The organism is Streptomyces dangxiongensis (assembly GCF_003675325.1).
Classification (GTDB): domain Bacteria; phylum Actinomycetota; class Actinomycetes; order Streptomycetales; family Streptomycetaceae; genus Streptomyces; species Streptomyces dangxiongensis.
In genome coordinates, this window is sequence record NZ_CP033073.1 from 2974505 (window position 1) to 2998203 (window position 23699).

At 71.9% G+C, this 23699-nt stretch carries 19 protein-coding genes and 3 pseudogenes; 11 read left to right on the forward strand and 11 right to left on the reverse strand.

What is annotated here, in order from left to right:
• Positions 1-273: 273 nt before the first annotated feature.
• Complete coding sequence (locus tag D9753_RS13075) at positions 274-2097, reverse strand: phosphoenolpyruvate carboxykinase (GTP) (protein WP_121787189.1); 1824 nt, start codon at positions 2095-2097, stop codon at positions 274-276.
• A gap of 280 nt (positions 2098-2377) precedes the next feature.
• Here D9753_RS13075 and trhA point away from each other — a divergent pair, with 280 nt between their 5' ends.
• From trhA to D9753_RS13090, 3 genes and pseudogenes are all read left to right on the forward strand, one after another.
• Positions 2378-3091: a PAQR family membrane homeostasis protein TrhA gene (gene trhA, locus D9753_RS13080; RefSeq protein WP_121791045.1), complete on the forward strand. Its 714-nt coding sequence runs from the start codon at positions 2378-2380 to the stop codon at positions 3089-3091.
• A 130-nt stretch (positions 3092-3221) separates the two neighbouring features.
• Positions 3222-3875 carry a TetR/AcrR family transcriptional regulator gene (locus tag D9753_RS13085; protein ID WP_121787190.1) on the forward strand — a complete coding sequence of 218 codons (654 nt, stop codon included), beginning with the start codon at positions 3222-3224 and terminating at the stop codon, positions 3873-3875.
• Between the two features lie 33 nt (positions 3876-3908).
• A pseudogene (locus D9753_RS13090) lies at positions 3909-4642 on the forward strand (Mut7-C RNAse domain-containing protein).
• A gap of 40 nt (positions 4643-4682) precedes the next feature.
• Here the strand turns inward: D9753_RS13090 and D9753_RS13095 are convergent.
• On the reverse strand, positions 4683-6716 hold the full coding sequence (locus tag D9753_RS13095) for a thioredoxin domain-containing protein (protein WP_121787191.1): 2034 nt from the start codon (positions 6714-6716) through the stop codon (positions 4683-4685).
• A 179-nt stretch (positions 6717-6895) separates the two neighbouring features.
• Here D9753_RS13095 and D9753_RS39335 point away from each other — a divergent pair.
• Positions 6896-6964: pseudogene (locus D9753_RS39335) on the forward strand (Uma2 family endonuclease); the annotation flags it as partial.
• A gap of 206 nt (positions 6965-7170) precedes the next feature.
• Here D9753_RS39335 and D9753_RS13105 read toward each other — a convergent pair.
• Together D9753_RS13105 and mca are read right to left on the reverse strand one after the other, a co-directional pair.
• On the reverse strand, positions 7171-7419 hold the full coding sequence (locus D9753_RS13105) for a hypothetical protein (RefSeq protein ID WP_121787192.1): 249 nt from the start codon (positions 7417-7419) through the stop codon (positions 7171-7173).
• Complete coding sequence (mca, locus tag D9753_RS13110; RefSeq protein ID WP_121787193.1) at positions 7412-8293, reverse strand: mycothiol conjugate amidase Mca; 882 nt, start codon at positions 8291-8293, stop codon at positions 7412-7414. The genes D9753_RS13105 and mca overlap by 8 nt, the downstream gene beginning before the upstream one ends.
• Positions 8294-8394: 101 nt before the next feature.
• Here mca and D9753_RS13115 point away from each other — a divergent pair, with 101 nt between their 5' ends.
• Both D9753_RS13115 and greA read left to right on the forward strand, forming a co-directional pair.
• Positions 8395-8793 (forward strand): DUF4307 domain-containing protein, encoded by a 399-nt coding sequence (locus D9753_RS13115; protein WP_121787194.1) that lies wholly within the window; start codon positions 8395-8397, stop codon positions 8791-8793.
• 210 nt (positions 8794-9003) lie between these two features.
• On the forward strand, positions 9004-9501 hold the full coding sequence (gene greA, locus D9753_RS13120) for a transcription elongation factor GreA (RefSeq protein WP_121787195.1): 498 nt from the start codon (positions 9004-9006) through the stop codon (positions 9499-9501).
• Positions 9502-9647: 146 nt separating this feature from the next.
• On the opposite strand, the pseudogene ilvA reads toward greA, so the two are convergent.
• A pseudogene (gene ilvA, locus D9753_RS13125) lies at positions 9648-10857 on the reverse strand (threonine ammonia-lyase).
• Positions 10858-11020: 163 nt separating this feature from the next.
• Between ilvA and D9753_RS13130 the strand changes: the two are divergent.
• The 3 genes from D9753_RS13130 (at position 11021) to D9753_RS13140 (ending at position 12465) form a co-directional block, all read left to right on the forward strand.
• The gene (locus tag D9753_RS13130) at positions 11021-11527 is read left to right on the forward strand and encodes a MarR family winged helix-turn-helix transcriptional regulator (protein WP_205614390.1); all 507 of its coding nucleotides are present in this window, start codon (positions 11021-11023) and stop codon (positions 11525-11527) included.
• A 160-nt stretch (positions 11528-11687) separates the two neighbouring features.
• A complete protein-coding gene (locus D9753_RS13135; protein WP_121787196.1) occupies positions 11688-12191 on the forward strand; it encodes a sigma factor-like helix-turn-helix DNA-binding protein in 504 nt (167 codons plus the stop codon).
• A 25-nt stretch (positions 12192-12216) separates the two neighbouring features.
• Entirely contained in the window at positions 12217-12465 is a 249-nt protein-coding gene (locus D9753_RS13140) for a hypothetical protein (protein WP_121787197.1), read from the forward strand.
• Between the two features lie 10 nt (positions 12466-12475).
• On the opposite strand, the gene D9753_RS13145 is transcribed toward D9753_RS13140, so the two are convergent.
• The gene (locus D9753_RS13145) at positions 12476-13630 is read right to left on the reverse strand and encodes a cystathionine gamma-synthase (protein ID WP_121787198.1); all 1155 of its coding nucleotides are present in this window, start codon (positions 13628-13630) and stop codon (positions 12476-12478) included.
• A gap of 185 nt (positions 13631-13815) precedes the next feature.
• Here D9753_RS13145 and D9753_RS13150 point away from each other — a divergent pair, with 185 nt between their 5' ends.
• Positions 13816-14934 (forward strand): hypothetical protein, encoded by a 1119-nt coding sequence (locus D9753_RS13150; RefSeq protein WP_121787199.1) that lies wholly within the window; start codon positions 13816-13818, stop codon positions 14932-14934.
• A gap of 64 nt (positions 14935-14998) precedes the next feature.
• Here D9753_RS13150 and msrA read toward each other — a convergent pair whose 3' ends face one another.
• Positions 14999-15511, reverse strand: a complete 513-nt coding sequence (gene msrA, locus D9753_RS13155; RefSeq protein ID WP_121787200.1) for a peptide-methionine (S)-S-oxide reductase MsrA — start codon at positions 15509-15511, stop codon at positions 14999-15001.
• 211 nt (positions 15512-15722) lie between these two features.
• Positions 15723-16763 carry an NAD(P)-dependent alcohol dehydrogenase gene (locus tag D9753_RS13160; RefSeq protein WP_121787201.1) on the reverse strand — a complete coding sequence of 347 codons (1041 nt, stop codon included), beginning with the start codon at positions 16761-16763 and terminating at the stop codon, positions 15723-15725.
• Between the two features lie 169 nt (positions 16764-16932).
• Between D9753_RS13160 and D9753_RS13170 the strand changes: the two genes are divergently transcribed.
• Positions 16933-17844, forward strand: coding sequence for a helix-turn-helix domain-containing protein (locus tag D9753_RS13170; protein ID WP_121787203.1), 912 nt, complete (start codon positions 16933-16935; stop codon positions 17842-17844).
• Positions 17845-17928: 84 nt separating this feature from the next.
• Here D9753_RS13170 and D9753_RS13175 read toward each other — a convergent pair whose 3' ends face one another.
• The 3 genes from D9753_RS13175 to D9753_RS13190 all read right to left on the reverse strand — a co-directional run bounded on the left by D9753_RS13175 (position 17929) and on the right by D9753_RS13190 (position 23690).
• Positions 17929-21177: a S8 family peptidase gene (locus tag D9753_RS13175; RefSeq protein ID WP_121787204.1), complete on the reverse strand. Its 3249-nt coding sequence runs from the start codon at positions 21175-21177 to the stop codon at positions 17929-17931.
• Between the two features lie 303 nt (positions 21178-21480).
• A complete protein-coding gene (locus D9753_RS13185; protein WP_121787205.1) occupies positions 21481-22164 on the reverse strand; it encodes an ABC transporter ATP-binding protein in 684 nt (227 codons plus the stop codon).
• Between the two features lie 59 nt (positions 22165-22223).
• The gene (locus D9753_RS13190) at positions 22224-23690 is read right to left on the reverse strand and encodes an ABC transporter permease (RefSeq protein ID WP_121787206.1); all 1467 of its coding nucleotides are present in this window, start codon (positions 23688-23690) and stop codon (positions 22224-22226) included.
• Positions 23691-23699: the final 9 nt, after the last annotated feature.

The following is a 23699-nucleotide window of genomic DNA, read 5'->3' on the forward strand; positions in this document are numbered from 1 at the left end:
GACGCGCGGACCGGGCGCCACACACCACGCGGTACCCGGCCGGCGCATCACGCCTGTCGGCCGGCTTCCGCGCTGCGGCCGCCCTCCCGGCCCGAGCCTTCCCGGCCAGAGCCTTCCCGGCCAGAGCCTTGTCGGCCCGAGCAGCGGGCGTGCGGACGGCGGAAGGGCCCCGCACGCCGTTGTGCGGGGCCCTTCCGGTCAGGTGGGTCCCACGGCCGGCCGTGACGATCGCTGGTCAGGGCACGCGACCGGCCGTGGAGTCGTCGGGGGCGGTCAGCCCAGGCGCTCCACCAGCGCGCGGTACTGGTCCCACAGCTCCTTCGGCGTGTGCTCGCCGAAGGTCTCCAGGTGACCGGGGACCAGGGCGGCCTCCTCGCGCCACACGTCCGTGTCGACGGTGAGCAGGAAGTCCAGGTCGGACTCGGACAGGTCGAGGCCGTCGGTGTCCAGGGCACCCCTGGCCGGCAGGATGCCGATCGGCGTCTCGACCCCCTCGGCCGTGCCCTCCAGCCGCTCCACGATCCACTTCAGAACGCGGGAGTTCTCGCCGAAGCCGGGCCAGACGAAGGCGCCGTCGTCGTTCTTGCGGAACCAGTTGACGTAGTAGATCTTCGGCAGCTTCGACTGGTCCTTGTCCTTGGCCACGTCGACCCAGTGGGCCATGTAGTCGCCCATGTTGTAGCCGCAGAACGGCAGCATCGCGAACGGGTCGCGGCGCAGCTCGCCGACCTTGCCCTCGGCGGCCGCGGTCTTCTCGGAGGCCACGTTGGCGCCGAGGAACACGCCGTGGTTCCAGTCGAAGGACTCCGTCACGAGCGGCACCGCGCTGGCGCGCCGGCCGCCGAAGAGGATCGCCGAGATCGGCACGCCCTTGGGGTCCTCCCATTCGGGCGCGATGATCGGGCACTGCGAGGCCGGCACGGTGAAGCGGGCGTTGGGGTGGGCGGCCGGCGTGCCGGAGGCCGGCGTCCAGTCGTTGCCCTTCCAGTCGGTCAGGTGGGCCGGGGGCTCCTCGGTCATGCCCTCCCACCACACGTCGCCGTCGTCGGTGAGCGCGACGTTGGTGAAGACGGCGTTGCCCCACAGGGTCTTCATCGCGTTGGCGTTGGTGTGCTCACCGGTGCCGGGCGCGACGCCGAAGAAGCCGGCCTCCGGGTTGATCGCGTAGAGGCGGCCGTCCTCCCCGAACCGCATCCAGGCGATGTCGTCGCCGATCGTCTCGACGGTCCAGCCGGAGATCGTGGGCTCCAGCATGGCGAGGTTGGTCTTGCCGCAGGCGCTCGGGAAGGCGGCGGCGACGTACTTGGACTCGCCCCGCGGCGGGGTGAGCTTGAGGATCAGCATGTGCTCGGCGAGCCAGCCCTCGTCGCGGGCCATGACGGAGGCGATGCGCAGGGCGTAGCACTTCTTGCCGAGCAGGGCGTTGCCGCCGTAGCCGGAGCCGTAGGACCAGATCTCGCGCGACTCGGGGAAGTGCGAGATGTACTTGGTGGAGTTGCACGGCCACGGCACGTCCTCCTGGCCCTCCTCCAGGGGGGCGCCGAGGGTGTGGACGGCGCGCACGAAGAAGCCCTCGTCGCCCAGCTCGTCCAGGACGGCCCGGCCCATGCGGGTCATCGTGCGCATGGAGACGGCGACGTAGGCGGAGTCGGTGATCTCCACGCCGATCGCGGACAGCGGGGAGCCGAGGGGGCCCATGCAGAAGGGCACGACGTACATGGTGCGGCCGCGCATGGAGCCGCGGAACAGGCCCTGCTCGCCGGCGAAGATCTCCCGCATCTCGGCGGGGGCCTTCCAGTGGTTGGTCGGGCCCGCGTCCTGCTCCTCCTCGGAGCAGATGAAGGTGCGGTCCTCCACGCGCGCGACGTCCGTCGGGTCGGAGGCGGCGTAGTAGGAGTGGGGGCGCTTGACCGGGTCCAGCTTCCGGAACGTGCCCTTCGCTACCAGTTCCTCGCACAGCCGCTCGTACTCGGCCTCGGAGCCGTCGCACCAGACCACACTGTCCGGCTGCGTCAGTTCGGCGATCTCGTTGACCCACGAGATCAGTTCCTGGTGGTGGGTGGGGACGACGGTGGGAGCCGCGATGTCGCGCGCCACGATTGCTCCTAAATGAGGGATTTTTGTGTTGTTCGCCCCGTGGGGGCCGCGGCCCGGATGCTTCGTAGCCCGCTCATCCGGTGCCGACCGCACTCATTTGATCATCCGAGTTTAGTGCCCATCTGTCCAGAGGGCATCACAGGTGAGCAGCGTGAGGAATCCCACGGTTACCGCGATTCTTTGCGTCCGCGTTGGGTTCAACTGAAGGACTTTTTGCCTCGGCGCCTTCGAAGGGCAGCACTGATGGGCGATTTCCGGTGGCCTGGGTACCATGCGGTCCATGACTGCGTCCGTCCCCGACACGCCCACGGACACGCCGGCCGCCGGCCGCGGTCCCGTCGAACTCTCCCTGCCGCACCCGGTCAAGCCCCGGCTCCGCGGCTGGCTCCACCTGGGCATGTTTCCGGCCGTACTCATCGCGGGACTCGTGCTCACCGCCGGCGCCCACTCCTCCAGGGGCCGCGTCGCCTGCGGGATCTACGTCCTCACGGCCTGCCTGCTCTTCGGCGTCAGCGCGCTGTACCACCGGGGCGACTGGAGCCCCCGGATGGACCGCGTCCTGCGCCGCCTCGACCACGCCAACATCTTCCTGATCATCGCGGGCACCTACACCCCGCTGACCCTGCTGCTCCTGCCCGGCACCAAGGGCCGGTGGCTGCTGTGGGGGATCTGGGGCGCCGCGGCGGCCGGCATCGCCTTCCGCGTCTTCTGGGTCGGCGCCCCGCGCTGGCTCTACACGCCCTGCTACATCGCGATGGGCTGGGCGGCCGTCTTCTTCCTGCCCGACTTCGCGCGCACCGGCGGCATCGCCGTCCTGGTCCTGGTGGTCGTCGGCGGGCTGCTCTACAGCGCCGGCGGCGTGGTCTACGGCATCAAGCGGCCGAACCCGTCACCGCGCTGGTTCGGCTTCCACGAGGTCTTCCATTCCCTCACCCTCGCCGCGTTCGTCGTCCACTACGTCGGCATCTCGCTGGTGGCCTACCAGCACGCCTGACCCCGTCCGTCCCGCACCCGGCACGGCCACGGCTCCCCCCGGCCGTGGCCGTTTCCCGTCCCCCGGTGGCGCCGTGCCCGGCCCGCGCGGCTGCCCCGGCCGTGGCCGCCGCCACGGCGGATGCCCGACAATGACGGGCATGACGGCCGCACCCCCGCCCACCGCCTCCACCCCCGACGGGCGCCGCCCCGGCCTGCGCGAACGCAAGAAGACCAAGACCCGGGAGGCGATCCGCGCGGCCACGTACACGCTGATCGAGGAGCAGGGCTGGGAGGCCACGACGATCGACCGGATCGCCGCCCGGGCCGAGGTGTCGCCGTCGACGGTCCTCAGGTACTTCCCGGCCAAGGAGGACATCGTCGTCACCGACGCGTCCGACGCGTACGACGCGCTCCTCCTGGCCGAGATCCGGCGGCGGCCCCCGGCGGAGCCCTGGCCGGACACCGTCCGCCACGTCCTGCGCCAGGCCGTCCTGCGGGGAGCCGAGGAGGACGCCCGCACCTGCCGACTGCGGACGCGGCTGATGGTCCAGGTCCCGGCGGTCCGCTCCCGCATGCGCGAGAGCATGGCGGGCACCGGCCGCATGCTCTGCCGGGCCATCGGCGAGCGCACCGGCCGCGACCCGGACGGCCTGGAGGTCCGCGTCCACGCCATGGCCCTGGTCGGCGGCCTGATGGAGACCTCGCTGTACTGGGCGGAGAAGGGCCACCGGGACGACCTCGCGTCCCTGGCCGACCGCGCCCTGGACGTCCTGGCGCACGGCCTGACCGGGGAGAACGGCTGAGGCGCGGACGGCGGCCCGTGCGATCCTGACAGGGTGAACGGACCCGGGATCCACGTCGAGATCGCCCCCGCACTCCGGCTGTTCGTGCCGCCCGCCCGGCGCGCCGGCGCCACGGCCCTGGCCACGGACGGCGTCTCGACCCTCGGCCACGTCGTGGAGTCCCTCGGGGTGCCGCTGACCGAGGTCGGCGCGCTGGTCGTGGACGGCCGCGAGGTCGCCCGGTCCCACATCCCCGGCGGCGGGCGAGACCGTGCGGGTCCAGGACGTGGCACGCCCCCAGCGGGTCCCCGGCGCGCCCCTCCGCTTCCTCCTCGACGTCCATCTCGGCACCCTGGCCCGCCGGCTGCGGCTGCTCGGCGTGGACACGGCGTACGAGTCGACGGACATCGGCGATCCGGCGCTAGCCGCCCGCTCGGCGGCCGAGAAGCGGGTCCTGCTGAGCCGTGACCGGGGGCTGCTGCGCCGCCGCGAACTGTGGGCCGGCGCCTTCGTCCGCAGCACCCCGGCCCGACGACCAGTTGCATGACGTCCTGGACCGCTTCGCCCCCGCCCTCAGCCCCTGGACCCGCTGCACCGCCTGCAACGGCCTGCTGAGGGAGGCCACCAGGGAGGAGGTCGCCGGCCAGCTCGAGGACGGCACCCAGCGGTCGTACGACGTCTTCGCCCGGTGCGCCGACTGCGGCCGGGCCTACTGGAAGGGCGCCCACCACGAACAGTTGGAGGCGGTCGTGGAGCGGGCGTTGAACATGCGTACCCGGAACGGCTGAGGTCGCCGGCCCGGCCCGGCGGTGCCGAGCGGGCGGTGGTTCAGGGGGTGGTCAGCCGTGTCTCCAGGGCCGCCGGGTCCGTCACCGGCAGGTCGCAGACGAAGCCCCGGCAGACGTACGCGGTCGGTTCTCCGTCGATGAGGACGCGGTCGGCGAGGAGCGGGAACTCGTCGCCGTCCGGGACGCCACGGGCGATCACGGCACCCGGAGCGGACGCCAGGAGAGCCGTACGGTGCAGGGCGGTCGTCCGCTCGTCGTCCCGGGCCGGTCCGACGACGGCCACCTCGCGCGGCCCGTCGAGCAGCGCCTCGGCGACGGCGAGCCCCCACCCGATGAACCGGGGCACCCGCGGCCCGAGCGTCTTCACCACCCCCAACGCCCTTTCGGCGCCGGTGCGATGGGCCTCGGAGCCGGTGTGGGCGGCGTACCCGAGCAGCGCGCCGGCCGCGGCGGTCCAGCCGGAGGGGGTGGCGTTGTCCGTGGGGTCCTGGGGCCGGCGGATGAGCTGCTCGGCGTCGGCGGCGGTGTCGTACAGGGCGCCGGTCTCCGGGTCGGTGAACCGGGTCAGCACCTGGTCGAGGAGGAGCCCGGCGAAGTCCAGCCAGACGCCCTCGCCGGTGACGGAGGCCAGCGTGAGGAAGCCCTCGACGACGTCGGCGTAGTCCTCCAGCACACCCGCGTTCGGGCCGACGCGGCCGTCCTTGCTGGTGCGGGCGAGGCGGGCGTGTTCGTCCAGGTGGACGCGGACGAGCAGGTCGGCGGCGCCGAGGGCGGCCTCGGTCAGGTCGGGCCGGCCGAAGTAGGCGCCGGTCTCGGCGAGGGCGGCGACGGCGAGCCCGTTCCAGGCGGCGACGACCTTGTCGTCCCGGCCGGGGGCGGGCCGCCGCGCGCGCTCGGCGAGCAGCCGGCTCCGCACGGACGCGATCCGCCCGGCGTCGGCGACGTCCTCCGTCCGCGGGAGCTGGAGCACGGACCGGCCGTGCTCGAACGTGCCCTCGTCGGTCACGCCGAAGTACCGGACGGCGAGGCCGGCGTCGTCGTCACCGAGCACCCGGCGCAGCTCTTCGGGCGTCCAGACGTAGTACGCCCCCTCCACGTGCCGCCCGCTGCCGTCGTCGCTGTCGGCGTCGAGGGCGGAGGCGAACCCGCCCTCGGTCGTGCGCAGCTCGCGGACCATGAAATCGGCGGTCTCCAGCGCGACCCGCCGGGCCAGCTCCGACCCGGTGGCCCGCCACAGGTGGGCGTACACCCGGCAGAGCAGGGCGTTGTCGTAGAGCATCTTCTCGAAGTGCGGCACGACCCAGTCGCGGTCGACGGAGTAGCGGGCGAACCCGCCGGCGAGCTGGTCGTAGATGCCGCCGCGCGCCATCCGCTCGCACGTGTCCCGCGCCATCTGGAGGGCGCCCTCGGCGCCGGTCCGGGCGTGGTGCCGCAGCAGGAACTCCAGCACCATGGACGGCGGGAACTTGGGCGCGCCGCCGAATCCACCGCGCTGCGGGTCGTACTCGCGGGTGAGCCCGAGGAGGGCCTGCGCCTGCTCCTGCTCGCCGGGCACGCGGTCGCCCTGGTGGCTGATCTCCCGCTGGGCGAGGTCGCGGACGATCTTCCCGGCGACCTCGGTGACCTCGTCGTGGCGGGTGGTCCAGGCCTGCTGGACGCCCTCCAGCACCTGCCGGAAGGAGGGCATGCCGTGCCGGGGGGCGGGCGGGAAGTAGGTGCCGAAGTAGAAGGGTTCGGCGTCCGGGGTGAGGAACACGGTCATGGGCCAGCCGCCCTGTCCGGTGGCCGCCTGGACGGCCTCCATGTAGACGGCGTCCACGTCCGGGCGTTCCTCCCGGTCGACCTTGACGCTGACGAAGTGCTCGTTCAGGTAGTCGGCGGTGGCCCGGTCCTCGAAGGACTCGTGCGCCATGACGTGACACCAGTGGCACGCGGAGTATCCGACCGACAGCAGAACGGGCACACCACGCCGCCGCGCTTCCTCGAAAGCCTCCGGTGTCCAGGGCCACCAGTCGACCGGATTGTCAGCGTGCTGAAGCAGATACGGCGAGGTCACACCAGCCAACCGGTTCATACGATCCAGCCTCTCACAACGCCCGACCCCGTCGGCGGAGCCCGCCCCAGGCCCCGGGGTTGCGCGCGAACGGGCGGAACAGGCCGGTGCCGACCTCTCCGGGCGCTTTTCCGCACCGGGCGCCCCGGTACCCGGGAAAACAGGCTGGATCTGTCGAGGCTCCTCGCAGGAGGTACATCATGACCGCCGAGATGGTGGCGCCCGCGTGGATGCGTACGCAGGTCAGCGCGGAGCAGTACGACTCCTGGCCAACGCCCGGGACGCCGCCGCAGGCCCTCTCGATCCCGCCACCAGGGCGTACCGGGACGGCGAGGTGTTCACCGGCGTGATCAAGGCTGCCGCACCCTTCTGCGTCGCACGCCGGACGCGGTCCGCCGTGCGCGCATGGCGCCGGACCGCCACGCCCGCTCGGTGAGGGAGGGGATGGCGGTGCCGGCGGGGCGGTGGCCCCGGGTCAGCCCTGCCGGGCCGGGGAGTCGGCCTGCTGTCCGGCCTTGTCCGCGTCGGCGTCCGGGGACTCCTGGAAGTCGACCTTCCGCATGTGCTTGCTCATCGACTTCATCAGACCCCACACGGCCAGGGCCATCACCGCGAAGACGATGAAGCCGAGGACACCGGGGGTGACCTTGTTCTCGTCCACCTCCTTGGCGAGGGGGACGAGGTGCGTCACTGCCAGGCTCACGCTTGCGCTCATGTCAGGCATTGTCCCGGACGCCCGCGAAGAGGTCGTCCTCGGGGAGGGAGGTGTCGACGAGGGACTTCGCCAGTTCGTACTCCTCGGTCGGCCAGACCTCCTTCTGGAGGTCCAGCGGCACCTTGAACCAGCCGCCGTCCGGGTCGATCTGCGTGGCGTGGGCGATCAGCGCCTTGTCGCGGATCTCGAAGAAGTCCGCGCAGGGCACGTGGGTGGTCAGCGTGCGCTCGGTGCGCACCATCTCGTTCCACCGCTTGAGCCACTCCCCGTACGGCGACTCCAGGCCGCGGTCGAGCATCGCCTGGTGCAGCGCCTCGGTGCGGGGGCGGTTGAAGCCCTGGTTGTAGTAGAGCTTCAGCGGCTGGTAGGCGGGGCCGAACTCGGATTCGGGGTACTTCTCGGAGTCCGCCGCGCCCTCGAACGCCACCATGGAGATCTTGTGGGTCATGATGTGGTCGGGGTGCGGGTAGCCGCCGTTCTCGTCGTAGGTGGTGATCACCTGCGGACGGAAGGAGCGGATGCTGCGCACCAGTTCCCCGGCGGCCTTGTCGATGTCCTCCAGGGCGAAGCAGCCCTCGGGCAGCGGCGGCAGCGGGTCGCCCTCGGGCAGCCCGGAGTCGACGAAGCCGAGCCACTCCTGCCGGACGCCCAGGATCTCGCGGGCCTCGTCCATCTCCTTGCGGCGGACCTCGTGGATGTTCTCCTCGATGTACCGGTCACCCTGGAGTTTCGGATTGAGGATGGACCCGCGCTCCCCGCCGGTGCAGGTCACCACCAGCACGTCCACCCCCTCGGACACGTACTTCGCCATGGTGGCCGCGCCCTTGCTCGACTCGTCGTCGGGGTGCGCGTGAACGGCCATCAGTCGCAGCTCGTCAGTCAAGACTCAATCCTCGGTCAGTCGGCGCCCCGTGTCTTCGGCGCGATCGGCGGCTTCTATAGTGACGGAATCGGGGGGCGAATAATTCCGCGGAGAGGACGATCATGAGTACGGCGAGCGCGCGGCTGCCCGAGGGCCGCTACGGCCGTTCCTCGGACGAGCGCGCCGACCGCAAGCTCAGGATCGCCGCGACGGTGCTGGGCGCGGCCCTGCTCGCCCTGGTCGGCTACTTCGCCTACCACTACGTCGCGCAGAACGAGATCAGCGGCCAGGTGATCACTTTCAAGGCGTCCGACGACGCCGTGCGGGTGCATCTGGAGGTGCGCAAGGACGCCGGCGCCTCGGGCTACTGCACCGTGCGCTCCCAGTCGGCCGACGGCGCCGAGGTCGGCCGGGCCGACTTCCGCTTCTCCGGGTCCGCCACGCGGATCGACAAGGCCGTCACCCTGCGTACGACGGCCCGGGGGACGACGGCCGAGCTGCTGGGCTGCCACACCGGCTGAGGACGGGCGGACACTCCCCGAATCACCCGGGACGCGTGGTCCCCGACCTGCGATGCCTGGTCTCCGACCTGCGCTGATGTGATTCTGATGGCTTATGTCCTCCCCCTTTCGCCCATGAATTGTTAGGCTCGTGGTTTCGCCCATCCAAGAAGGAACATTCTTCTGGGTAGGGCGATGCTTTGTATTCCCTGTACCGACGAGGAGCACCCCGTGACCCAGACCAGCGAGAACGTCACCTGGCTGACCCAGGAGGCGTACAACAAGCTCAGGGACGAGCTTGAGTACCTTACTGGTCCTGCGCGCACGGAGATCGCCGCCAAGATCGCGGCCGCGCGCGAGGAGGGCGACCTGCGTGAGAACGGCGGGTACCACGCCGCCAAGGAGGAGCAGGGCAAGCAGGAACTGCGGGTACGCCAGCTTACCCAGCTCCTGGAGAACGCCAAGGTCGGCGAGGCACCGGCCGCGGACGGCGTCGTCGCGCCGGGCATGGTCGTCACGATCGCCTTCGACGGTGACGAGGACGACACGCTGACGTTCCTGCTCGCCTCGCGCGAGTACGCCAGCTCGGACATCGAGACGTACTCCCCGCAGTCCCCGCTCGGTTCCGGCGTCACCGGCCACTCGGTCGGCGAGGACGCGGAGTACGAGCTGCCGAACGGCAAGAAGGCCTCGGTGCGGATCCTGAAGGCCGAGCCGTACACGGGCTGATCCCGGCCCCCGGCCCGCTTCGAGCCCCCGGCACCCCCAGCGGGAGCGCCGGGGGCTTCGCCGTACCCGTCCGTCCCCTCGCGGTGCCGCGTGACCGCCCCCGCGCCGTGACCGCCCGCCCGGTGGGGCGACGAGCGCGCCCGTGGTCAGCCGATGACCGTGTAGCCCGCGTTCCGCAGCGTCTGGCCGACCTCGGCGCAGTGCATCGGGCCCTTCGTCTCCAGGTGCAGCTCGACCTCCGCCTCGGCGAGCCCGAGCCGCGGGTCGGTGCGGACGTGACTCACGTCGAGGACGTTGGCGTCGGCCGCCGACAGCACCCCGAGGAGGGTGGCGAGGGCACCCGGCCGGTCCGTCAGCCGCAGCCGCACGGCCAGGTACCGGCCCTGCGCGGCCATGCCGTGCCGCAGCACCCGCTGCATCAGCACCGGGTCGACGTTCCCCCCGGAGAGCACCGCGACGACCGGCCCCTCGAAGGCGTGCGGCGCGGACAGCAGCGCGGCGACCGGGCTCGCCCCGGCCGGCTCCACGACCAGCTTGGCCCGCTCCAGGCACAGCAGCAGCGCGGCCGACAACTGGTCCTCGCTGACCGTGCGCACCTCGTCGACCAGGTCCTCGACGATCCCGAACGGCACCGCGCCCGGCCGGCCCACCTTGATGCCGTCGGCCATCGTCACCGGACTGCGCAGCGACACCGGACGGCCCGCGGCCAGCGAGGGCGGGTAGCACGCCCACGATCCGGACCTCCGGCCGCAGCGCCTTCACCGCCACCGCGATCCCGGCGGCGAGCCCACCGCCGCCGACACCGACGACGATCGTGCGCACCTCGGGGCACTGTGCCAGGATCTCCAGACCGACCGTGCCCTGCCCGGCTATCACGTCCGGGTGGTCGAAGGGGTGGATGAACACCGCGCCCGTCCCGGCCGCGTACTCCTCGGCGGCGGCCAGCGTCTCGTCGACCACCTGGCCGTGCAGGCGCACCTCGGCGCCGTACTCCCGGGTCGCGCTGATCTTCGGCAGCGGCGCGCCCTGCGGCATGAACACCGTCGCGGGCACGCCCAGCAGCGCGGAGGCCAGCGCCACGCCCTGCGCGTGGTTTCCCGCGCTCGCCGCCACCACGCCGGCCGCCCGCTCCTCGGGCAGCAGCCCGGCGATCCGCACGTAGGCACCGCGCAGCTTGAACGAGCCGGTGCGCTGGAGGTTCTCGCACTTGAGGTGAACCGGCGCGCCGACCAGCTTGGACAGGTGCCGACTGCCCTCCATCGCCGTCACGCGCGCCACGCCCGAGAGCATCTTCTGGGCACCGCGTACGTCGTCCAGGGTGACGGAGCGCAAGGTGCCGGCCGTGCCGTAGCTCATGACTCCAGCATCGCAGTTCACGTGTGCGCACGACGGGTGTGACCAAGCTGCGAGACCGGGTTCGCGCAGCGCCGGTACGGCCCGGCGCCGGGCCGCGTACCCTGTCCCCCAACCCAGCAGCCCTTCATGAAGCGAGCCTCCGTCCATGCCCACAACACCTGAAATGTCGATGGACATGACGACCGTCGGTGACACCGGTCTCCTCGACACCCTCCAGCACGAGGTGGCGGTGTTCGCGCGCCGTGCCGAACAGACCCGGCTCGGCGGCATCGGCCAGGTGCGCAACTCCATGGACCGCGCCGCGTACCTGCTGCTCAACCGGCTGGACAGGGAAGGCCCGATGGGCGTCAAGGCGCTCGCGGCGAGCATGGGCATCGACTCCTCCACGGTCACCCGGCAGGTGGCGCCCCTGGTCGACACCGGGCTCGTCAAGCGCACCTCCCACCCGGAGGACGGCCGTGCGGTGGTGCTCCAGTTGTCGCCGCGCGGGGCCGCCCGGCTGGAGGAGGTCCGCTCCTCCAGACGTCAGCTCATGGCCGAGCTGACACACGACTGGGCGCCGGAGGAGCGCGAGCAGTTCTGCACGCTCCTCACGCGCTTCAACGGCGCGCTCTCCGCGCGGATGGCGGCACCGGGCGGCCCGGCGCCGGACCAGCCGCCGACCGCCTGAGCGGTCCCGCGCCCGCCCGTGGCCCGGACGCACCGGCCGGTCGACGGACTCCCGACCCCTTGACCCCGGGCCGCCGCCGGTCTCATATGAGACCCGGGTCCTGCGTCGTACGCGGTTCACCTGTCCCGTACCGGACAGGGCCCCTTCAGGGGGAGGCCCGGTGCGTGATCGGCAGGTGGCCCGCGATGCCCGCCGGGCCGGGGAGTTCCAGGCGTTCGCCGCCGGCGCGGCCGGGCGCCTGCTGCACGCCGCCACGCTGCTCACCGCGGAGGCGCCGGACGCCAACCCGCGCGCGCGGCGCCTGCTGACGCACGCGCTCGCGCACACCTACGCCCGCTGGGACCGGCTGCGCGGCGAGGACCCGTACGACTGCGCCCGCCAGTACCTCGCCACGCGTTTCGCGCGCACGGTCTGGCACCGGTACGGCGTCCCCGGCCGCGCCCGGCCCGATCCGCGCAGCCCGCTCGCCGCGCTGGCCCCGCGGGAACGGCTGATCCTCGTACTGCGGCTGTACGAGGGCGTCGCCGAGGAACAGGCGGCGGCCCTGCTCGGGCTGCCGACGGAGCGCGTGCACACGGTCTGCGAGCGCGCGACGGCCGCCCTCCTGCACCCCGCCCGGCCGGCCGCCCCGCACCCGGCGGGCACGGAGGCGGCACCGTCATGAGGGACGAAGGAGGCGGGAGGGCGCGGTGAACCGGTCCGAGCGGGAGGCCGCCGTACGGCGGATCATGGAGCGGACGCCGGCACCCGTACCGCCCGAGCTGTACGCGGACGCGGCACGGCGCGGCGAGCGCCGGCTGCGGCAGCGGCGGCTCGCCCGCCGGGTGCTGTGGCTGCTGGCGTGCGCCGCGGCCGTCGCGTTCGCCGTGTGGGCGGCCGAGGCGCACCCGTGGGCGGAGCCGCCCTCGCAGACGACTCCGCCGGTCACCGACTGGTGACCGTCGGTTCCTAGCCGAGGGCCTGCTTCAGGTCCGCCAGCAGGTCGTCGACGTTCTCGATGCCGACGGACAGGCGCACCAGGTCGCCCGGGACCTCCAGCGCGGAGCCGGCCGCGGAGGCGTGGGTCATCCGGCCGGGGTGCTCGATGAGGGACTCGACGCCGCCCAGCGACTCGCCGAGGGTGAACACCTGGGCCCGGTTGCACACCTCGACGGCCGCCGCCTCGCCGCCCTCCACCCGGAACGACACCATGCCGCCGAACGCCCGCATCTGCTTGACGGCGACCTCGTGGCCGGGGTGCTCGGGCAGGCCCGGGTAGAGCACGCTGGTCACGCGCGCGTGCCGGGTCAGCATGTCGGCGATCCGCGTGGCGTTCTCGCTGTGCCGGTCCATGCGCACCGCGAGGGTCTTGGTGCCGCGCAGCACCAGCCAGGAGTCGAAGGGGCCGGCGACGGCGCCCATCGCGTTCTGGTGGTAGACCAGTTCCTCGCCCAGCCCCGGGTCCGAGACGATCAGCGCGCCGCCGACCACGTCGGAGTGGCCGCCCATGTACTTGGTCAGGGAGTGCACGACGACGTCGGCGCCGAGCGAGAGCGGCTGCTGCAGATAGGGCGTGGCGAAGGTGTTGTCGACGACGAGCCGCGCGCCCGCGTCGTGGGCGACCTGGGCCACGGCGGCGATGTCGGTGATGCCGAGCAGCGGGTTGGAGGGGGTCTCCACCCAGACGGCCTTGGTCTTCGGGGTGATCGCGGCGCGCACGGCGGCCGGGTCGCTGGTGTCGGCGACGGACCACTCCACCCCCCAGCGGGTGGCGACCTTGGCGAACAGCCGGAAGGTGCCGCCGTACGCGTCGTTCGGGATCACCACGTGGTCGCCGGGGACGAGCAGCGTACGCAGCAACGTGTCCTCGGCCGCCAGGCCGGACGCGAAGGCGAGACCGCGGCGGCCCCCCTCCAGCGCGGCGAGGTTCTCCTCCAGTGCCGTCCGGGTCGGGTTGGCGCTGCGGCTGTACTCGTAGCCGCCGCGCAGCCCGCCCACGCCGTCCTGCTTGTAGGTCGACACCTGGTAGATCGGCGGGACGACCGCGCCGGTGAGGGGATCCGCGGTGTTGCCCGCATGGATCGCGAGGGTCTCGAAGTGCTGACTGATGTGCCTGTCGCTCATGCCCACCGAGCGTAGTGCGCCCGGCCGGATCCTGAGTCCCGCCCGGCTCCGGCGGCACCGGCGCTAGGGATATCCCTGTGCGGACGGCCCGCGCCCGCGCGCCCCTGTCATGCCCGGGTCCAGGGTTTTCCACAGGCGCGCTGCGGGGTTCGCCAATTGTCGGCGGCGTCTGGTTCGCTTGGGGCATGGCGATTCTCTGGCTGCTGATGGCGCTGCTCATGCTGGGCTTCGTCCTGCTCCCGGTCGTACGGCGCAGGCGCGGGGCGATCGAGCAGGTTCCCCCGGGACACCCGGACGCCGCCGACCCGGAGAACTACGGCTTCGTGCGCCAGGAGGAGCTGGACGTGCGCATGCCGGGTCCGGACCAGGACCTGCTGGACGTCCTGGAGCTGGTGCAGCGCACGCAGGACTACCGGGCCGCCGCCCAGCTTCTGGCCGGCACCGAGACCGAGGGCGAGCTGCGCTGGCAGCGGGTGCAGGCTTTCGCGGGCGCCGCCGCGCTGGAGCTCCAGCAGCGCCCCGGCGGGATACACACGACGCCGGGCGGGCAGTGGCTCAGGGTGTGGAGGGCCGAGCAGCCCAAGGACGCGGGGGGCGCCGCCGTCCACGCGGAGTTCCTGGTGCAGCAGGCCTGGCGGACGTCGACGCGGGGCACGGACGACTTCCGGATCATCATGGAGGAGGCCCGGACCGCCTGCGCCCAGGCGGCCCTGCTGGCCCCCGGTGACCCGGTGCCGTATCTCGTCGAGCTGTCCATCGCACGCGGACTGGCCTACCCCGAGGCCGAGTTCGAGCGGCTGTGGCTGAAGATCCTGGACCGCGCCCCGCATCATATGGGCGCGCATCTGGCCGCGCTGCACCACTGGTGCGAGAAGTGGCACGGCTCGCGCGAGCAGGCGTACGCCTTCGCCGAGGCCGCCGCCGCCCGCGCTCCGCGGGGCTCGCTGCTCGCCGCGCTGCCGCTGTTCGCGGTGTTCGAGCACCTCCCGGAGGTGAACCTGGTCGCGGGCTTCTACCGGAGCGAGGTCGTCACCCGGGCGATCCACGGCGCGCTGCACGCGGTCCACGCCGCCCGCCCCGACGACCCGACGCTGCCGCACGTCCGGCACCTGCTGGTCTTCTTCCTGGTCCGCGCCGAGCGCTGGGCGGAGGCCATGCACCAGCTCGTGCACGTCGACGGTCACGTCGGCGCCCTGCCCTGGACGCTGTGCGCCGACCCGGCCGCGGAATTCACCGTCTACCGCGCGCTGGCGGTGGCCGGCTACGAGGCCAACGGCGGCAGCCCGGCCGGCCTCCCCGGCTGACCCGGCCGGCCTCGGGCCGAGCCCCGACTGGGTCACTTCCGCGTTCCGCCGGGACGCCTCGCGGTCAGCCCTCCGCTCGGGCGGGCAGCCGCCATCCCGGGCGCGGGAAGTGGCAGGTGTAGCCGTCCGGGTAGCGCTGTAGGTAGTCCTGATGCTCGGGCTCGGCCTCCCAGAAGGGGCCGACGGGCTCCACCTCGGTGACGACCTCGCCCGGCCACAGTCCGGAGGCCTCCACATCCGCGATCGTGTCCTCGGCGACCCGCTTCTGCTCGTCGTCCACGTAGTAGATCGCCGAGCGGTAGCTGAGGCCGATGTCGTTGCCCTGGCGGTTCCTGGTGGTCGGGTCGTGGATCTGGAAGAAGAACTCCAGGATCGCGCGGTAGTCGGTCGTCGCGGGGTCGAAGAGGATCTCGATGGCCTCCGCGTGCGTGCCGTGATCACGGTACGTCGCGTTCGGCACGTCACCCCCGGTGTAACCGACCCGGGTCGCCGTCACGCCCGGCAGTCGGCGGACCAGCTCCTCCATCCCCCAGAAGCATCCACCCGCCAGCACGGCCCTCTGCGTCTGCGCAGCCATTGCGGCTCCTCCCATATCTGTCAGCTCGGTGTCCGTTACCCCGCCCGTTCAACGCACGGGGGTTCCGAGCGATTCCTTGCCCGTCCCGCTCCCCCGTGAGCCCGACTCGTTGCTCGTCGCGGACCGGCTTGGGCGGGGCCGGCGGGGCGGGGCCGGTCGGGTGCACCATGCCCCCGTCGGCCCCCTCCGCACCGGTGCGGACGCCCGTCGGTCAGATCGTCGCCGTGTCGATGACGAAGCGGTAGCGGACGTCGCTGGCCAGCACCCGCTCGTACGCCTCGTTGACCTCGGCGGCGCTGATCAGCTCTATCTCGGCGCCGATGCCGTGCTCGGCGCAGAAGTCGAGCATCTCCTGGGTCTCCTGGATGCCGCCGATCATGGAGCCCGCCAGGGTCTTGCGGCCGCCGATCACCGAGAACAGGTTGAGGGCGACCGGCTCCTCGGGCGCGCCGACGTTCACCAGGGCGCCGTCCACCTTCAGCAGCGACAGCAGCGCGCCGAAGTCCATCGGGGCCGACACCGTCGAGACGATCAGGTCGAGGCTGCCGGCCAGCTCCTCGAAGGTCTTCGGGTCGCTGGTGGCGTGGTAGTGGTCGGCGCCGAGCTTGAGACCGTCGTCCTTCTTGCGCAGCGACTGGGAGAGGACCGTGACCTCGGCGCCCATGGCGTGCGCGATCTTGACGGCCATGTGACCGAGGCCGCCGAGACCGACGACGGCGACCTTCTTGCCGGGGCCGGCGTTCCAGTGGCGCAGCGGGGAGTAGGTGGTGATGCCCGCGCACAGCAGCGGCGCGGCCACGTCCAGGGACAGGCCGTCGGGGATGCGGACGACGTAGTTCTCGTCGACGACGATCTTCTCGGAGTAACCGCCGTAGGTGGGCTCGCCGTCCTTGCCGACGGCGTTGTAGGTGCCGACCATGCCCTTGAGGCAGTACTGCTCCAGGCCCTTGACGCAGTTCTCGCACTCGCGGCAGGAGTCGACCATGCAGCCGACGCCCACCCGGTCGCCGGCCCGGAACCTGGTCACGCCGGGGCCGACCTCGGCGACGACGCCGGCGATCTCGTGGCCGGGGACCATGGGGAAGATCGCCTCACCCCAGCCCTCGCGGACCTGGTGGATGTCGGAGTGGCAGATGCCGGCGAACTTGATGTCGATCAGGACGTCGTACTCGCCGACCGCGCGGCGCTCGATGGTCGTCCGCTCCAGCGGGGCCTTCGCGGCGGGCGCGGCGTACGCGGCAACAGTGGTCATGCAGGGGGTCTCCTAGCTGTCTCGCGTGCCCGGCCGCCTTCTGGCCGGGCACGGTGTCCAGCCTGCCCCGCGAACGGCAGGTCACCCAGGCCACGCCTTTGCGTACGACTGCTGTGCCTACCACCGGCGGGGTCAGGCTCCTGTGCGTACGACCAGGAATACTGGACGCATGGACAGCAGGGACGAGCAGCCGGCCGCAGCAGCCGGCACCGGCCGGACGCTGGACCGGCGGGCGGAGCTGAGCGAGTTCCTGCGCAGCCGGCGCGCCCGGCTGAAGCCGGAGGACGTGGGTCTGCCCGACTTCGGACGGCACCGCCGGGTGCCGGGGCTGCGCCGCGAGGAGCTGGCGCAACTGGCCGGGGTGTCGGTGGCGTACTACACCCGGCTCGAGCAGGGCAACGGGAAGAACGTCTCGGCGGAGGTGCTGGGCTCGATCGCCCGCGCCCTGCGGCTGACGGACGCGGAGCACGCGCATCTGACCCATCTGGCCAAGCCGAAGGCGCACAAGAAGAAGCCGGCGGGGCGGCAGCAGCAGGTGCGGCCGGCGCTGCGGCAGCTACTGGACACGATGGAGGGCGTACCGGCGTACGTGGTGGGCCGGCGTGCGGAGATCCTCGCCTGGAACCGGATGGCGGCGGCGCTCTTCGGTGACTGGGCGAAGCTGCCGCCGGGTGAACGCAACTGGGCCCGGCTGGTCTTCCTGTGCCCCGGCTACCGGGACCTGTTCGTCGACTGGGAGCAGAAGGCGATCGACATCGTCTGTGCCCTGCGTATGGACGCGGGCTGCTATCCGGACGATCCCCGACTGTCGGCGCTGGTGGGGGAGCTGTCCGTCAAGAGTGAGGAGTTCCGCCGGCTGTGGGCGACGCACGACGTCAAGGAGAAGAGCCACGGCGTCAAGCACCTGCATCATCCCCTGGTGGGCGAGCTGGCGCTGGCCTTCGAGACGTTCCGGCTGACGGACGGCTCGGACCAGGCCCTGATCACCTACCACGCCGAACCGTCCTCCCCCTCCGCCGGCTCCCTGCGCCTCCTGGCTAGCTGGGGCACGGACGCGGCCCACGCGGTGCCGGCGGTCTAGTGCGTCGCCGGACGGCGGACGGCCCGCGGGAGGCGTCAGCTTCCCGCGGGCCGTTCGTCATCGGGTCATGCGGCTAGTGAGGGCTCACTTGCCGTAGTACGCGTTGTAGATCGTGATCTCCGACGTGTTGCCCTTCTTGTCGGTGATCTTGGCGCGGAACGAGACGGCCTTGTCCTTCGCCGGGTTCCGGACCGTGATCCTGCCGCTCCGGACGTCGGTCCTCTTGAAGTTCTTGCCGTCGTAGGAGACGTAGACGGCGAGGGACTTCAGGTTGCCGCCGGCGGCCGAGCCTTCCACGGTGACCGGGAAGGTGACCGTCTTCCCGGCCGCGACCCGGCTGTCCAGGCCGGTCGTGGCGCCGAAGTGCAGGGCGGAGGCGGGCAGACGGGTGAAGGTGTCGGACAGCCTCTTGGAGTGGAAGGTCCAGGCCGCGTCGATCCGCGTCGAGGCCTCGGACACCTTCGGGGAGCGCTTGACCGAGGTGGTCAGCCGGTAGGCCGCGTCACCGGCCGGCACCTTGAAGGTCTTCTCCCCGTACAGCGGGTCGTCGTTGGACCCGACCTTGGTGCCGTTGCGGTACAGGGTGGTGTTCACCGAGGTGAAGCCCGAGTACCCGTTGTGCTTGGCCGAGTCGGCGACCAGCGACAGCGCACCGGAGATCTCGTTGCCGTCGCGGAAGAGGCCGGAGTCCTTGTCGAGGTGCGGGCCGAACACCGCGGTGTTGACCGTCTTGGTGTAGGTCCGGCCGGCCTTGAAGGCGAACTGGCCCAGCCCGTAGCCGGCGTCGGTGACCGGGAAGCCGTCCTGGTCCGTCCCGCCGCTCTGCTCGAACTCCAGCTCCCACTTGACGCCGCCCTTGGCGGACAGGTGCAGGGTGCGGGTGCCGGGCAGGGGCTGCGGAATGCTGACGGAGGAGGCACCGGAGCTGCCGGGCAGCCAGCCCACCGCGTCGATGGTCCCCTTCTTGCCCTTGGCCGGCGCGCCGAGGCGGGCCTTCACCGTGGCAAGGTCGCCCGCCTTGTAGTGCTTGGTGTAGCCGGTGGCGAGCTGCTTGACCGGGCCGCCGGAGGTGACGTCGTACTCCTCGTGGGCACCCTTGGTCCAGTGGGCGTCCCACTGCTGCCACAGCGAGCCGGCGGGCAGCTCAGGGCCGAGGTGGGCGGTGCGGAAGTTCTTGTACGAGTCCAGGAACCAGCCGTAGCCGTACTGGCCGTCACCGATCGTGACGTCGTACTCCGGCGAGGCGAACTGGGACTTCAGGCCCGTGGCGGGGACGGTGACGTCCACCGGCCTGGCCCTGCGCGCGTCGATGGTGATCGTCTGCTTCTTGCCGACGGTCAGCTTAGGCTGTGCGATCCAGTCGATGCCCTTGGAGGCGTCCTTCGGGTCGCCGTAGACCGACGTGTTGAGGATGTACGTGCCCTTGGGCGCGCGCACCTTCACCGTGCCGGACTTGTCGTACGGGCTCAGCGAGACGCCCTTGGCGAGGCCCGCGACGCCGCTGAGGTCGGCGCCGTAGTACGGGGCCGGCTTGCCGTCGCGGCCGATGAACTTCAGGGTGACGTCGTACGACTCGACCTCGCGCTGTACCGCGGCGGCCGTGCGAACCGTCTGGCCGCCGCCCGTCGCCGTCACGTACGCGGAGTAGGCGCCGTCGACGGTGCCGCCCAGCTTGGTGTTGACGGTGAGGCCGACCGAGGCCTTGCCGTGCGCCGGGACGGTGACCTTCGTCGCGGCGAGCTTGAAGAAGCCCGCCGGGGCCGCCGCACCCTTGGGATCGATGGCACGGCTGGCGAGGGTGAGCGTGACGTCCTCGGCACCGAGGTTGCGGTAGGTCAGCGGCCTGGTGGCCGGCTTGTCGTCGGTGTGCGGCCACTGCTGCACACCGAAGGTCACCGACACGGGCTCGGCGACGATCGACTGCTTGATGGCCTTGTCGACCTGGATGCGGCCCGAACCCTGCTGGAACGGGGTGTACTTGTCGTCCCTTGCGGAGCCGGTGAGGGCGCCCTTCAGCTCGGCGTAGCCCCAGTCGGGGTGCTGCTGCTTCAGGATGGCCGCGGCGCCCGCGACGTGCGGGGTGGCCATCGAGGTGCCGGAGATGGTCAGGTAGCCCTCGGGCTTCTCACCGACCTCCTCGTCGATGACGCTGCCCTTGGCCGCGGCCGCGGTGATGTCCACGCCGGGCGCGGTGACGTCCGGCTTGATGGCGCCGTCGCCGGTGCGGGGGCCGGTGGAGGAGAAGTCGGCGAGCTTGTCCTTCTTGTCGACGGCGCCGACGGTGAGCGCGGCGTCCGCGCTGCCCGGCGAACCGATCGACTGGGGGCCGTCGTTGCCCGCGGCGATCGCGAACAGGACGCCCTTCTCGGCGGAGAGCTTGTTGACCTCGGCCTCGAGGGGGTCGATCTCGGGGGTGTCGTAGCCGCCGAGGCTCAGGTTGATGACGGAGGCGCCCCGGGAGGCCGCCCACTCCATGCCGGCGAGGACGCCGGAGTCGTCACCGGAGCCGGTGTCGTCCAGGACCTTGCCGTTGAGGATCTTGGCGTCGGGGGCGACGCCCTTGTACTTGCCGCCGGACTTGGCGCCGGTGCCCGCGACGATGGACGCGACGTGCGTGCCGTGCCCGAAGTGGTCGGTGGCGTCGGCGGCGGCGGTGAAGTTCCGGGCCTCGATCACCTGGTTCTTCAGGTCGGGGTGGGTGGCGTCCACACCGGTGTCCAGGACGGCGACCTTGACGCCCTTGCCGGTGTAGCCGGCCTTCCAGGCGGTGGGGGCGCCGATCTGCGGCACGGACTTGTCGAGGCTGGCCCTGCGGACACCGTCGAGCCAGACGTGCGCGATGCCGGAGGCGGACCGGCTGCCGTCGGTGACCGCGTGCCACAGGTCCGTGACGTCCTTGACCGGGGTCTGCACGGCGTCCGCGTTGAGCGCCTTCAGGCTGTGGCGCAGGGTGCCCGCGTCGCGGACGCCGGCCTTGGCGGTGGCGGCGGTGCCGCGGTAGCCGACGATGACCTTCAGGCCGTTCTTCTGGGCCTTGCGGGTGGCGGCCTTGTTCAGCTCGGTGATGTCGAACAGGCGCTGGTCCAGCGTGCCGGAGGCGACCAGGTGGGCCGCGTCGGCCGGGACGACCAGCGTGTGTCCGGCGGTCCTGCGGACCTCGAACGGTATGTGCTCGCGTCCCTCGGCCCGATCCAGGCCGACGACGCGGCCCTTGGCGTCGAGGGCGACGCGGTCACCGGTGATGAGGGTGACGTGGTGCTTGGCGCTGGACGTCGGGGCGGCGGTGCCGGGCGCCGGGGCCCCTGTGGGCTTCGCCGACGCCGGGCTGGTCATACCCGCTGCGAGGGCGACTGCTGCGGCCGTTGCCACGGTGGCCCCAGCCACTCTTTTCACTTGTCTGCGCAAGATCTCCCCCTGGAGATGGTGTGCCGGGCGAATTCCCCGTTCGCCCGGCCGGGGGAAGCCTCGTACGTCTGCACGTCAGCCCCCCGGATCCCGAAGTATGCCGGGGGGGCATCTGACGGCTCAAGAGAGGGGAGGGGGGTGGGAGAGCGCCCGGGAGAAACTGTTACGCGGTGGCCGGGACACCGTTACACAACCGCGAAGTGCGCCTCTCGGTACGGGTGTTATACGGCGTCAGGCGTCGGCGTTCTCCCTCACCGTGATCTTTCCCTTGCGCAGGGTGGCCAGGCGTGGGGCCTTCTTCGCGAGCGCGGAGTCGTGGGTGACCATGATGAACGTCAGCCCGTGCTCCTTCCACAGGCGTTCGAGTACGTCCATGATCTCGTCCCGCATGCTCTCGTCCAGGTTGCCGGTCGGCTCGTCGGCCAGCAGCACCTTGGGCCTCTTCACCAGGGCGCGGGCGATGGCGACGCGCTGCTGCTGCCCGCCGGACATCTCCGAGGGCAGGTGGGCGAGCCGTTCGCCCAGGCCGACGGAGATCAGTGCCTCGGCGGCCAGTTCGCGCCGCCGGCCGCCCTTGACGCCGAGGGGGACGAGGGCGGTCTCGACGTTCTCCTGCGCGGTGAGGGTCGGGATGAGGTTGAAGGACTGGAAGACGAAGCCGATGTTCTCGCTGCGGACCCTGGTCAGGCGTGCCTCGGAGAGCGCGGACAGGTCGGTGCCGTCCAGGACGACCTGCCCGGAGGTGGGGCGGTCGAGGCCCCCGAGCATCTGGAGGAGGGTGGACTTGCCGCCGCCGGTGGGGCCCTGGATGACCAGGCGGTCGCCGTCGCCGATGGTGAGGTCGACGCCGTCCAGGGCGTCGACCGTGTCCTTGCCTCTGGCGTAGCGCTTGGTGACGTTCTTCAGTTCGTACATGTGCGTGACTCCTGAGGGAGGTCGTGGGGTGGTCGCGTCGTGGTGTCGCCGGGCCGCCGCTACTCCACCCGCCTCAGCGCGTCCGCCGGGCGCAGGCGGGACGCCCGCCAGCCGCCGAAGGCTCCCGCGATCAGGCCGCCCGCGACCGCGAGGCCGACCGCCAGGGCGATCGTCGTGAGACTGACCGGTGCGGTGAGGGCCACCTCCAGGGACCTCGCCGCCTGGCGTCCCGGGCCGCCGAAGCCGGTGCCGCCACCGGGCGCGCCGGCGCCGCCACCGAACCCGCCGCCTCCCGTGCTCCCGCCCAACTGTGCCTGGAGGGTGGGGCTGACGGCGGTCACGGCGTACGCGCCCGCCAGCCCGAGCGCGATACCGAGGACGCCGCCGACCAGGCCGTTGACGACGGCTTCGCCCACCACCTGCCGGGTGACCCGGCCCGACTTCCAGCCGAGGGCCTTCAGCGTGCCGAACTCGCGGACGCGGCGGGAGACCGCCGAGGAGGTGAGCAGGCCCGCGACCAGGAACGCGGCCACCAGCACCGCGATGGACAGCCACGTGCCGACCTTGGTGGCGAGGGAGGAGGCGGTGGACAGGGAGCCGGAGACCGTCTTGGCGAGGTCGGCGGAGGTGGTGACGGTCGTACCGGGGACGTTCTTCTGGATGGCGCTCTTGACGGTGCCGATCTGCTGGGAGCCGGCCGCCTCGACGTAGATCGTGGTGATCTTGTCCTTCTCGCCGGCGAGGGTCTGCGCCCGCTTCAGCGGGATGTACAGGTCGGCCGCCGCGTCACCGCTGGTGGCGGTGGCGATGCCGATCACCTTGAACTTCGTTCCCTTGACGGTGACGGTGGAGCCGACCTCGTACTTCTTCTGCTCGGCGTACGCGGAGTCGGCCACGGCCACCGCGGCGTCGGTCTCGGTGGTCCGGAAGGTACGGCCGCCGGTGATCTCGGAGGAGGTCAGCGGGCCGAGGCCGGTCTTCGTGACGTCGGTGCCGTAGACGGTGTACTGGTTGATGTCGAAGTCGGCGCCGCCGCCCTTGACCTCGCCCTGCGGCTGCCCGGTGCCGCCGCTCCGCTGGAAGCCGCCGTTCTCCCCGTTCTGCTGGACCCGGCCGCGGGTGAACTGCCCGCTGACCTTCACCACGTCGAGGCTCAGCCCGCCGGCGGCCTCGGCGACGCCCCGCTGGCCGGCCACCTTGCCGACGGTGGAGGCGGCCAGGGTGGTGAGGCCCTGGACGCGGACCCGGTCGCTGCTCTGGGTGGAGCCCTCGTCGTCGCCCCGCGCGTCGAAGCGGAAGCGGGGCCGCTGGGAGCCGGCGGCGGTGGGCGTGGCCGCCTTGGTGACCGTCATGTCCGTACCCAGGCCGTACAGCGACTGGAGGACCTTGTCCTGGGCCCTCCCCATGCCGCTGGACACGGAGTTGACCACGATGACCAGCGCGATGCCCAGCGCGAGCCCGGAGGCGACGACGAGGGCCGCCTTTCTGCGGCGGCGCAGTTCGCGCCTCAGGTAGGTGAAGAACATGGCCCGCAA